11 protein-coding genes are annotated in these 11,607 nt (G+C 70.5%); 7 read left to right on the top strand and 4 right to left on the bottom strand.

Annotation, left to right across the window (positions count from 1 at the left end):
• On the bottom strand, positions 1 to 1,177 hold a 1,177-nt coding region (locus H0524_RS01095; RefSeq protein ID WP_180196977.1), incomplete at its 3' end, for an FAD-dependent monooxygenase.
• Between the two features lie 216 nt (positions 1,178 to 1,393).
• On the opposite strand from H0524_RS01095, the gene H0524_RS01090 reads away from it, so the two are divergent.
• Positions 1,394 to 2,122, top strand: coding sequence for an SDR family oxidoreductase (locus H0524_RS01090; RefSeq protein WP_180196976.1), 729 nt, complete (start codon positions 1,394 to 1,396; stop codon positions 2,120 to 2,122).
• A gap of 84 nt (positions 2,123 to 2,206) precedes the next feature.
• Complete coding sequence (locus H0524_RS01085; protein WP_026322259.1) at positions 2,207 to 3,073, top strand: NmrA/HSCARG family protein; 867 nt, start codon at positions 2,207 to 2,209, stop codon at positions 3,071 to 3,073.
• A gap of 72 nt (positions 3,074 to 3,145) precedes the next feature.
• Here the strand turns inward: H0524_RS01085 and H0524_RS01080 are convergent, their stop codons facing one another.
• From H0524_RS01080 to fabG, 3 genes are read right to left on the bottom strand one after another with little or no spacing between them, the layout of a single operon-like run.
• Complete coding sequence (locus H0524_RS01080) at positions 3,146 to 3,763, bottom strand: disulfide bond formation protein DsbA (RefSeq protein ID WP_180196975.1); 618 nt, start codon at positions 3,761 to 3,763, stop codon at positions 3,146 to 3,148.
• 13 nt (positions 3,764 to 3,776) lie between these two features.
• Positions 3,777 to 4,106, bottom strand: a complete 330-nt coding sequence (locus H0524_RS01075; RefSeq protein WP_180196974.1) for a TcmI family type II polyketide cyclase — start codon at positions 4,104 to 4,106, stop codon at positions 3,777 to 3,779.
• A 28-nt stretch (positions 4,107 to 4,134) separates the two neighbouring features.
• Positions 4,135 to 4,920, bottom strand: a complete 786-nt coding sequence (gene fabG / locus H0524_RS01070; RefSeq protein ID WP_180196973.1) for a 3-oxoacyl-ACP reductase FabG — start codon at positions 4,918 to 4,920, stop codon at positions 4,135 to 4,137.
• Positions 4,921 to 5,134: 214 nt separating this feature from the next.
• Between fabG and H0524_RS01065 the strand changes: the two genes are divergently transcribed.
• The 5 genes from H0524_RS01065 to H0524_RS01045 are packed head-to-tail and all read left to right on the top strand — an operon-like array spanning position 5,135 to position 11,602.
• Entirely contained in the window at positions 5,135 to 6,148 is a 1,014-nt protein-coding gene (locus H0524_RS01065; RefSeq protein WP_180197122.1) for a methyltransferase, read from the top strand.
• Positions 6,149 to 6,201: 53 nt separating this feature from the next.
• Entirely contained in the window at positions 6,202 to 7,713 is a 1,512-nt protein-coding gene (locus tag H0524_RS01060) for an FAD-dependent monooxygenase (protein ID WP_180196972.1), read from the top strand.
• A gap of 25 nt (positions 7,714 to 7,738) precedes the next feature.
• Positions 7,739 to 8,701: an aromatase/cyclase gene (locus H0524_RS01055; protein ID WP_018725065.1), complete on the top strand. Its 963-nt coding sequence runs from the start codon at positions 7,739 to 7,741 to the stop codon at positions 8,699 to 8,701.
• A complete protein-coding gene (locus H0524_RS01050) occupies positions 8,698 to 10,137 on the top strand; it encodes an FAD-dependent monooxygenase (RefSeq protein WP_180196971.1) in 1,440 nt (479 codons plus the stop codon). The genes H0524_RS01055 and H0524_RS01050 overlap by 4 nt, the downstream gene beginning before the upstream one ends.
• Positions 10,124 to 11,602: an FAD-dependent monooxygenase gene (locus H0524_RS01045; protein WP_180196970.1), complete on the top strand. Its 1,479-nt coding sequence runs from the start codon at positions 10,124 to 10,126 to the stop codon at positions 11,600 to 11,602. The genes H0524_RS01050 and H0524_RS01045 overlap by 14 nt, the downstream gene beginning before the upstream one ends.
• Positions 11,603 to 11,607 lie beyond the last annotated feature (5 nt).

Below are 11,607 nucleotides of genomic sequence, written 5' to 3'. Positions count from 1 at the left end.
GCATGCGTCTGCCGAGGAGGGGGTGCTCGCCCGGGCCGAGGTCGTAGTGGATGCCGAGCCCACTACCCCGCCCGGCGAGGTGCTCGGCCGCGTCGGGGTAGGTGACCAACTCCGCCAGCACGCTGCGGATCGGTTCCACCGCCTCGTCCCCGAGGTACAGCGACGAGGCGGCCTGTGCGTCGGCGATCAGCTGCCGTCCGATCGGGTGGCGTTCGGTGTGGTAGGTGTCGAGCAGGTCCGGTGGCGCCCAACCGTGCACCGCCGCCGCCAGCTTCCAGCCCAGGTTCACCGCGTCCTGCAGGCCGGCGCTGAGACCCCACGCCGCCAGCGGCGGCATCTCGTGTGCGGCGTCGCCGGCCAGGAAGATCCGGCCGCGCCGGTACTCCTCGGCCACCGCGGCCGCGTTGCCGCAGGCCCACAGCCACGGTGCCGATCCGTGGTGCAGGGACTCGCCGGTGAGACGTTGCCACGCGTCGGCGACCTCGGCAAACGTCAGTGCGTCCGGATCCGGGTTCGGCGGTAGTCCCCGGTCGTGGATCACGATGCGGTAGCGATCCTCTCCCACCGGCGTGCACACCACCATGCTGCCGCCGGGCCGCCGTTCGCCGATCGGACGAGGGCGCAACTCGACTCCGGTGACCTCGGCGGTGTACATGCCCCGGGTGGCGGCGGGGCCGGATGCCTTGATCCCGGCCAGCGCCCGGACGGTGCTCCGGGCGCCATCACAGCCGACCAGGTAGTGGGCCCGCACCTCGGTGCCTCCGCCGGGCTCGTCGAAGGCGGCGACGACGCCGTTGCCCGCTTCCCGCACGCCGGTGAGCTCGTGCCGCCGGAGCACCGGAACGCCCTGTTCGGCCAGCCAGTCCGTGAGCATCTGCTCGGTGCGGGCCTGCGGCAGGCCCAGGATGCCACTGTGGTCGTCGTCGAGCCGGCTGAGGTCGATGCGTACGCCGCCGAAGTGTCCCATCGGGCCCCAGCGGAGGCCCGCCAACCGTACGAGCAGGCCGCGCTGGTCCAGCGATTCGGCGGCACGCCGGTTGAAGCCGAGAGCACGGGACTCGCCGGTGGCTGCGGCGAGGCGGTCGTAGACCCGTACCCGCGCGCCGCCGAGGTGCAGTTCAACGGCGAGCATCAGGCCGACCGGTCCCGCACCCACCACGATCACATCGGTTTCCATTTCCCGGACCTTTCCGCCTCGCGGCCGGATAATTGCGAGGCCAAAATATCCGCCGACGCTCCTCGTTTCAATATTGATGGAGGCTCGGGGTGATTGTTCGACTGCGGATTTCGGTTCGGTTGAACCCCGCGCTGTGGCGTGGCAATTTCAGAGATGCCGGGTTTCGCTTGGCCGTTCAGTATGGACGCGACAGGGCTACGGAAAGGAATTGCGGACGTGCCGGTCGAGAAGATCGCGCTGATCACGGGCGCGAACAAGGGAATCGGGTACGAGATCGCGCGCCAGTTGGGGGAGCGAGGGCACATCGTGCTCGTCGGGTCCCGGGACGGGACCCGGGGCAAGCAGGCGGTGGACTCCCTGGTGGCCCAGGGCATCAGGGCGGTTCCGGTGCGCCTGGACGTGACGGATCCGGCCTCGATTTCGGCGGCTGCGGCGGAGGTCGAGCAGCGTTATGGCCGCCTGGACATCCTGGTCAACAACGCCGGCATCGCTGGTGCTGCCACCGGTGCGCCCAGCACGGTGCGTGCCGATGACCTCCGCCGGGTGTACGAGACCAACCTCTTCGGGGTGGTGTCGGTGACCAACGCCGTGCTTCCGTTGCTGCGTCGGGCGGTGGCCGGGCGGGTGGTCAACGTCTCCAGCCACCTGGGCTCCCTGACGCTGAATTCGCAGTCGGACTCGCCGCTGGCCAGGGTGAACCTGTTGGCGTACCAGTCCTCCAAGACCGCCCTGAACGCGATCACCGTCGGGTACGCCAAGGAACTGCGTGACACACCGATCAAGGTGAACGCGGCGAGCCCTGGAATGGTGGCCACGGACCTCAACGGCCACCGGGGAAACCGGACTCCCGCGGAAGGCGCGGCGATCGCGGTCCGGCTGGCGTTGCTGGACGAGGCGGGGCCCTCCGGCTATTGCCTCTCCGCGGACGGCGTCGTGCCCTGGTGACCACACCTCCTCACGGGCACCGCCCCCGGTGACCGAATTTCCTCGCGGACACTGCGGGTGTGCGCGCTGCACGAAGGAGTAAACGTGCCGACAGATGCGGCGATTCTGGTGCTGGGCGGTACCGGCCGGCAGGGTGGGGCGACGGCCCGCGAACTACTGCGCCGAGGGTGGACGGTGCACGTCCTGGTCCGGGATCCGGGCAAGCCCGCGGCCCGGGCCCTGGCCGCCGCGGGCGCCGTGCTGGTCCCTGGAGATCTCGACGACGAGGCGTCGTTGGCAGCGGCGATGACCGGTCGGTACGGGGTGTTCAGCGTTCAGACGTTCCGGACCCCGGGCGGTGTGGTCACCGAGGAACGGCAGGGTAAGGCGGTCGCCGACGCCGCGGCCCGCACCGGCGTGGAGCACCTGGTCTACAGCTCCGTCGGGGGCGCGGAGCGGGCCAACGGCGTCGACCACTTCGCGAGCAAGTGGCAGGTCGAGCAGCACATCCAGCAGTTGGGCATCCCGGCTACGGTACTGCGGCCCACCATGTTTCACGAGGTCTTTCACGACACCGGTCCGCGGTTGGCCGACGGGGGGCTGGTCCTCGGTCTGTGGCTGCATCCCGAGGTGCCGTTGCAGCTGATCGCGACCAGCGACATCGGTGTCTTCGCGGCGGACGCCTTCGACGACCCGGACAGCTGGCTGGGGCGGCAGGTGGAGCTCGCCGGGGACGAACTCACCGGACCCGAGATGGCGGCGGCCTTTGGGCGGGTCGCTGGCCTGCCGGCGCGCTACGAGCAGTTGCCGATCGGTCAGCTTCGCGCCGCCCGTCCGGATCTGGCGGCCATGTTCGACTTCTTCAATGACGGGGGGTACCGCGCTGACCTGCCGGCGTTGCGCCGGCTTCGGCCGGACCTGGTCAGCTTGGAGGCGTTCCTCCGGTCGACCTGGACGGCGCCGCGGCCGTGACCGACGGCGGGGGCGGCGCTCCGGCCGGGCCGCCGGCACCCGTCGCGGTGCCGGCGCCCGCCGTGGTTGCGGTCAACCGACGACCGGCCCCTGGGTACGACTGCGCTTGAGTTCGAAGAACCCCTCGGTCGTGGCCAGCGCCAGCAGGCCGTCCCAGAGCCGGAGTGCGGCGGCGCCCCGTGGTGCCGGCGACACCACCGGACCGAAGAAGGCCGCGTCCCGCACCGCGATCACCGGCGTGCCGACATCCGCGCCGACCCGGCCGACACCGTCGTCGTGACCGGCGCGGAGCGCCCCGTCGTACTCAGTGGAGTTCGCTGCTGTGGCCAGCCCGGGATCCAGGTTCGCGGCGACCAGCGCCGCCGCATAGGTGGAGCGCTGCCGGGGGGCGTTCTCGAGGTGGAACCGAGTGCCCAGCTCGGTGTACAGCCGGCCCAACGCAGGGGCACCGTATTTCTGCTCGGCGGCGACGCAGACCCGCACCGCCTCCAACGCGCCCTGCATCCCGCTCCGGTAGCGCGCTGGCAGGTCGTCGCGTCCTTCGTTGAGCAGCGCCAGGCTCATGACGTGCCAGCATGGCGTGATCGGCCGCTGCCGGGCGACCTCGAGCAGCCACCGGGAGGTGATCCAGGCCCAGGGGCAGGTTGGGTCGAACCAGAAATCTACGGGGGTGCGGACCTCGTCCGACATCACCGGCCTCCTTTCAGCCGCTGGCGGCCCAGTGATAGAACCGGGTGGCCAGGGCGTCCGTGGGGGAACGCCAGGTCGCGGGGTCGTAGGGCTGGATGAAGGGCCTCAGATCGTCGCTGATCTGCAGAAAGCGGGGGTCGGTGCGGGCCTGGGCGATCCGCTCGCCGCCGTTCTCGCCGTCGAAATCCTGCAGGTGAAAGTAGAGCCCTCGGTAATGGAACAGCTCTCGGCGTCGGGTGCCCATGCGGTGCGGCATCTCGGTTCCGTCGAACGCGCCGAAGAGCTGGGCCACCTCCGCCGACAACTGCGGACGCATTCGACCTACGATCAGGGTGCTGTACATTGTCGTGTCACCGCCCTCAGCTGCGAGATCAGTAGTTTCCGAGGCCACCACAGACATTGATCGCCTGCGCGGTGACCGGAGCGGCCGCATCGCTGACCAGGTAGCCGACGAGGCCGGCGACCTCCTCGGGGGTGGAGTAGCGGCCCAACGGGATCTTCGCCTGGAATCGCTCCAGGATCTCCGCCTCGGTCGTCGCGAAGTGTGCGGCGTACCCCTGCCGTACCCGCTGCGCCATCGGCGTCTCGACGTAGCCGGGGCAGACGGCGTTGACCGTCACCCCGGTCTTGGCGAGCTCCAGCCCCAGTGCCTTGGTGAAGCCGATCACGCCGTGCTTGGACGCGGAGTAGGGCGCACCGAGCACCACCCCCTGTTTACCCCCGGTGGACGCGATGCTGATGATCCGGCCCCAGCCGCGCTCCAGCAGCTGTCCCGACCGGAGTACCTCGCGGGTGACCCGGAAGACGCTGTTCAGGTTGGTCTCGATGACGTCGTTCCAGAGCTCGTCCTCGATGTTGGCGGTCACCCCGCCGCCGCTGCGCCCGGCGTTGTTCACCAGAACATCAACGTGTCCGTACTGCGCCACGGCAGCGCCCACGAGGCGCTCGACGTCGGACTGGCGCCGGACATCCGCGCCGATGCCGGCGGCCTGGTGACCGTCGGCCCGCAGCTTGCCGACGGTCTCCTCGACCGCCGCCGGAGTTCGTGCACAGAGGAAGACCCTGAGGCCGCGGCGGGCGAGCGTCTCCGCGACCGCCAAGCCGATTCCACTGGTTCCACCGGTGATCAGCGCTACTCGCTGTTCGTGCTCTGCCATGGGGCTGCCTTTCCCGAATACGGTGTCGCGGCAGTGTGTCAACGAGTGGCGAAATATCGCTCGAGTCTCGGTGGAAAGCGCTGTTCCAACCGCGTCGACTCGTCAGTTGAACGACCTGGTTGGGCTTGCCACCAGAAAACGGCCCGGCCTATCGTCTGGCATCTCACTATTGCCTCGGAGGAAAAGGATTATGTCGGCATTTCCTGCTGCTCCCGTGGTGCGGGACAATTCCGCTGCCTACCAGTTACTTGACCTGATTCAGGGCTCGGTGATCACTCAGGCGATCTCGGCCGCGGCCACGCTCGGCGTCGCCGACGTTCTCGCCGCCGGCCCGTTGCCGGCGGAGGAGATCGCCAAACGCGTCGACTCCGATCCGGAGGCGACCTACCGGCTGCTGCGTACGCTCTCCGGCTGCTCGGTGTTCGCGCTGCGACCGGATGGCTGCTTCGCGCTCACCCCGATGGGCGAGGCGCTGCGCGATGATGCGCCGGACTCCATGCGCGGCATCGCGATGCTCATGGGGCATCCGCTGCTCTGGGAGGAGTGGGGGCACCTGATCGAGTCGGTGCGCACCGGTGCGGCCAACCTACCGAAACTGCGGGGCATGGGCGCCTTTGAATTCCTGATGGCGAACCCGGCGTACGCGGCCGAGTTCTTCCAGGGCATGGGAAGCCTCTCCGGCGCGGAGACCACCCCGGTGCTCGCCGCGTACGACTTCTCGCGGTTCCGCACCGTGGTGGATGTCGTCGGCGGGCGCGGCACGCTGCTGGCCGGAATCCTCGCCCAGACCGGGGGCGCCAACGGCATCCTGTTCGACAACGAGGTCGCCACCGCGGACGCGCCGGCGGTCTTCGCCTCGGCCGGCGTCGGTGATCGGGTGACGATCGAGCACGGCGGCCAGTTCGACCCGCTGCCGGCCGGTGCCGACGCCTACGTACTCAAGCACGTCCTGCACGACTTCCCGGAGCCCGCCTGCCGGCAGCTACTGCACAACGTGCGGGAGGCGATTGCCCCGGGCGGGACCATGCTCGTGATCGAGTATGTGCTCGAGGAGCAGAACGAGCCCCACATTGGCAAGATCATAGATCTGTGGCTGCTGCTGCTGCTCGGCGCCAAGGAGCGCACCCGGCCGCAGTACACCGAGCTGTTCGCCGAGGCCGGCCTGAAGGTTACCCGGGTCATCCCGACCGCCTCGCCGGTCTCGATCATCGAGGCGGTTCCGGTATGAGACTCGCCGTACCGCCGCTCCCACCGCCGCCACCGAGGAGCTGAGGTCGACAGATGGATACGGACGTAATCGTCATCGGCGCCGGACCCACCGGACTGATGCTCGCGGCCGAGCTCCGGCTGGGCGGCGTGAGCGTCACCGTTGTCGAACGGCGTAGCGAGCGGAGCTGGGAGTCCCGCGGCATCGGCTTCACGGCGCGCGCGGCAGAGGTCTTCGCGCAGCGAGGCCTGCTGGAGCGGCTGGAGAACGCCGAGATCACCCGACAGGGGCACTTCGGTGGCATTCCGCTTGACTTCGGGGTGCTGGAGGACTCGCACTTCGGAGTGCGCGGCGCGCCGCAGTTCACCGTCGAGGAGATGCTGGAGAACCGGGCGTTGGAGCTCGGGGTGACCCTGTGCCGGGGGCAGGAGCTGATCGAGCTGAGCGATACCGGCGACCGCGTCACGGCGACCGTACGGGGACCGGACGGCCGGATCGAATACTCGGCCCACTACCTGGTGGGTTGCGACGGCGGCCGGAGCACCGTACGCAAGCTCTCCGGTTTTGACTTTCCCGGCCGGGACGCGACCTGCGAGATGTACCTGGCGGATGTGACCGGCTGTGACATCCGGCCGCGCATGATCGGCGAGCTGCTGCCGAACGGCATGGTCATGGCGGGGGCGCTCGGCGAGGGCTACTCCCGCATCATCGTCTGCGAAACCGGCACCCCACCAGATCGGGACCGGCAGGTCACCTTCGCCGACGTGGCGGCCGCCTGGCAGCGGCTGACCGGCGAGTCCATCCAGCATGGTACGGCGCGCTGGGTGAGCCGGTTCACCGACGCCACCCGCCAGGTGACCGAGTACCGGCGGGGGCGGGTACTGCTGGCCGGGGACGCCGCCCACATTCACCTGCCCGCCGGTGGGCAGGGCATGAGCATCGGTGTGCAGGACGCGGTCAACCTCGGTTGGAAGCTGGCGGCCACGGTCCGGGGCACAGCGGATGCCGAACTGCTCGACACCTATCACCGGGAGCGGCACCCGGTGGGGGCCCGGGTCCTGCGCAATACCCGTGCCCAGGGCATTCTCAACCTCAGCGGGAACTCGGTCGAGCCACTGCGCGCCGTGGTGGCCGAGCTCATCGCGCTCCCGGTGGTGGCGCGGCACCTCTCCGGCATGGTGAGTGGACTCGATATCAGACACGACCCGGACCCGGAGGCCGCACCGCTGGTCGGCGTGCGGATTCCGGACCGCGAACTGGAGCTGGTCGGGGGCGGCCGGGACCGGATCGCCCGGCTGCTGCAGTCGGCGCGGGGTGTCCTGATCACCACTGCGGACCCCGCGGCGACGGAGTGGTCGGCCGCCGCCTGGTCCGACCGGGTCGACCTGGTACGGGTGCGAAGTATGCCCGCCGGCCTGGGCGGGGACGGCCCGCCCCCGGAATCGGTGCTGGTCCGCCCGGACGGCTACCTCGCCTGGGTCGCGCCGGGCGGGGGCGAACTGGTTGACGCCCTTCGGCGTTGGTTCGGTGCGGCTCGACCCACCGGTGGGCCCCCGGACCCGGACCGCCTCGCGCACGCCCACTAGACAGCCAGCCGTACCCAGGGGAGGGGTGAACGTGACCACCGATACGGTGCACGAGACGGAGCATCAGGTCGTCGTCGACGCGCCTGCCGAGCGGGTGTATGCGTTGATCGAGGAGGTCGGCCGGTGGCCGGAGGTGTTCCCACCGACGGTCCACGCCGAGTGTCTCGAACGTGACGGCGAGGCCGAGCTGATCCGGATCTGGGCGACCGCCAACGGCGCCGCCAAGACGTGGACCTCGCGGCGGCGGCACGACCGGGAGCGGTGGACTGTCTCCTTCCGGCAGGAGCGCTCGCAGCCCCCGGTCGGCGGCATGGGCGGGGCGTGGGTGGTCGAGCCGATCTCCGCCGCCGCCTGCCGGGTACGGCTGCGGCACGATTTCTTCGCGGCCAGCGAGGATCCCGCCGATCTGGCCTGGATCCGGCGAGCGGTGGACCGTAACAGCACGTCGGAGCTGGCGGCGCTCAAGGCGGCTGCCGAACTCGCCGCCGACCAGCGCTTCTCCTTCGATGACACCGTGCCGGTCGCCGGCGGTGCCGCGGAGGTCTACGACTTTCTCAACGACGCCCGGCGTTGGCCACTGCGGCTCCCGCACGTCGCTCGGGTGGTGTTGGGGGAGGAGACACCGGGGCTTCAGGTATTGGAGATGGACACCCGAACCAAGGACGGGCCGGTGCACACGACGCGCTCGGTCCGGGTCTGCGAGCCGCACCGCGGCATCGTCTACAAGCAGATCGTCCCACCCGCCCTGCTGACGTTGCACCTCGGTCGCTGGTTGATCGAGGAGCAGGGCCCGGGGCGGGTGCTGGTCACCTCCCGGCACACCGTGCGGATCAATACCGCGCGGATCGCCGAGGTCCTGGGGCCGGAGGCCGACCTGCCGGCCGCGCGGGAGTTCGTCCGAAATGCCCTCAGTGCCAACAGTCTGACGACCCTACGGGCCGCGAAGGCGTACGCCGAGGGCACTGGTGGGGGACGGGTAGTGCCGTGACGGTCGCCCCGGTTGTCATCGTCGGTGCCGGCCCGGTCGGGCTCCTGCTCGCCGGCGAGCTGGGTCGGGCCGGGGTGCCGGTCGTCGTCGTGGAGCGGCTGGCCGAGGCGATGACCGAGTCACGGGCGAGTCAGCTCTCCACGCTCACCGCCGAACTGCTGCACGAACGGGGCCTTGATGCACTGCTCGCCGAGGCCGGGCACGAGTCGCGGGCCCACTTCGCCGGCCTGGGGTTCGAGCTGTCCGGATTGGACAGTTCCTACCCGGGTAACTGGAAGGTGCCCCAGTACCGGACCGAGGCGGTGCTGGGCGAGTACGCCCGGCGTTGGGGCGCGACGGTGCTGCGGGGGCACGAACTGACCGGGCTCACCGCCGGGTCGGACCACGTGGTCTGCCAGCTCCGGGGGCCCGCGGGTCGGCAGCGCCTCGATGCGCGTTTCGTGGTCGGCTGTGACGGGTCGGACAGCACCGTGCGCCGGCTGTGGGACTTCCCGGTGTCGGCTGCGGCGGCGACGAGGGAGCTGTTGCGGGCGGACCTGACCGGGCTCCGGATCCGCGACCGTAGGTTCGAGCGGTGGCCCGGCGGGCTCGCGGTGGCGGCGACCCGAGCCGGTGTCACCCGGGTGATGGTGCAGGTGGCCGGCCAGCCGGTGCCCGCCCGGGTGGGGCGGCCGGAGTTCGGTGCGGTCGTCCGGGCGTGGGCGGCGGTGACCGGCGAGGACCTCTCCGGTGGGACGCCGGTCTGGCTGGATGCCTTCGACAACTCCCGGGGGCAGGTCGGTGCGTATCGACGGGGTCGGGTGTTGCTGGCCGGGGACGCCGCCCACTGGCACCTTCCGATCGGTGGCCAGGCGCTCAACGTCGGACTACAGGACGCGGTGAACCTGGGCTGGAAGCTGGCGGCGACGGTGCACGGCTGGGCCGCACCCGGGCTTCTGGACAGCTACCACGACGAGCGGCACCCGGTCGCGGCGCGGGTGCTGGATCACGTTACCGCGCAGGAGACGCTGCTGCTGGGCGGAACGGAGGTCGAGCCGCTGCGGACGATCCTGGCGGAGCTCGTCGGCCTGCGGCCGGTCCGTGATCACTTGGCCGAGACCGCCGCCAACCTGGGGGACCGGTCGGGCCCACCTGGCCCGGCGCCGATCGGGCGGCGGGCTACGACGCTACGGTTGCGCACCGATTCGGGGCCGCTTCCGTTGGCTGGCACCGAACCCGTCATTGTCCGGCTCAGATCCGGCGCGGGCGGTCCGCACCTCAGCACGGTGCGGACCGTGCGTGCCCGTTGTGACGGTGGTCCTCCCCTGGACGCCGCCGCCCTCCTCCTGCGCCCGGACGGCTACATCGCCTGGGCGGGCGACGACGAGGAGGGCCTGGAACAGGCAATCGAAAAGCTGCTGTGGGTGGAAGGTAGGAAGGAAAATGCCAGACTTTGACGCAGATGTCATCATTGTTGGGGCCGGCCCCACCGGGCTCATGCTCGCCGGCGAACTGCGCCTCGCCGGGGTCGAGGCGCTCGTCCTGGACCGGCTCACCGAGCCGACGAAGCAGTCGCGCGCGCTCGGCTTCTCGGCCCGGACAATCGAGGAGTTCGACCAGCGCGGGCTCCTGCCCCGCTTCGGTGAGCTACAGACCATCCCCTTCGGCCACTTCGGTGGGCTGCCGCTGAACTTTCAGGTGGTGCCCGGTGGCTCGTACGGGGCCCGGGGCAAGCCGCAGTCGCTCACCGAGGGGATCCTGACCGGCTGGGCCACCGAACAGGGCGCCGAACTCCGCCGGGGCCACGAGGTGACCGGGCTGCGGGAGATCGACGGGGGCGTCGAGTTGGACGTCGACACCCCGACGGGCTCCACGCGTCTGCGGGCCCGGTACGTGGCCGGCTGCGACGGCGGCCGCAGCACCGTACGGAAGTTGGTCGGAGTGGACTTCCCCGGCACCGACGCGACCATCGAGATGTGGTTCGCCGACGTGGCCGGCTGTGCGCTGCGACCCCGATTTTCCGGGGAGCGGGTACCCGGCGGGATGGTCATGGTGCTGCCGCTGGGCCCGGAGGTCAACCGGGTGGTGGTATACGAACGCGGCGTGACCCGGCGTGGCGAGGGGGCGCCGAGCTTCGAGATGATCGCCGCCGCCTGGAATCGGTTGACCGGTGAGGACATCAGCGGCGGGAAGCCGCTGTGGACCAGTTGGACCACCGACGCCAGCCGGCAGGCCGCGGAGTACCGGCGTGGCCGGGTGTTTCTGCTCGGCGATGCGGCGCACATCCACCTGCCGGTCGGTGCGCAGGGGATGAGCGCGGGCATCGGCGACGCTGTCAACCTTGGCTGGAAGCTCGGCGCAGCGATCAATGGTCATGTTCCGGACGGTTTACTGGACACCTACCACACCGAGCGGCACCCGGTCGCCGCCCGGATCCTGACCAACACCCTCGCGCAGCGCATTCTGTATCTGGGCGGCGACGAACTGGACCCGATGCGGGCGGTGATGACCGAGCTGCTCGCCTACGAGGAGGCCCAGCAGCTGCTGGTCGGCATGGTCACCGGGCTGGACATCCGCTACGACGTCGGGGCGGACGGCCCTTCGCTGCTCGGTCGGCGGCTGCCCGACACCGAGCTCACCGGTGACTTCGGGCCGGCCGGCACGGCCCGGGCCTTCAGCTTCCTGCGCAGCGGCCGAAGCGTCCTTTTCGACCTGGCCGGCGACGCCGAGCTGCGCGCGGTAGCGGCGCCGTGGAAGGACCGGGTGGACGTGGTCACCACGACCGCGCGGCCCACCGGTGCGTTGGCGGAGGTCGACGCCGCACTGGTGCGACCGGACGGCTACGTCGCCTGGCTCGGCGAAAAAGCTGCGGACAGCACCGGCCTGTCGGAGGCCCTCATCCGGTGGTGTGGCCGGCCCTGACCGGC

Origin of the sequence: Salinispora sp. H7-4, assembly GCF_013416675.1 — a bacterium.
GTDB classification, from domain to species: Bacteria; Actinomycetota; Actinomycetes; order Mycobacteriales; family Micromonosporaceae; genus Micromonospora; species Micromonospora vitiensis.
Note: the sequence above shows the minus strand (reverse complement) of the source record. Positions and strands in the feature narration are given on the sequence as shown.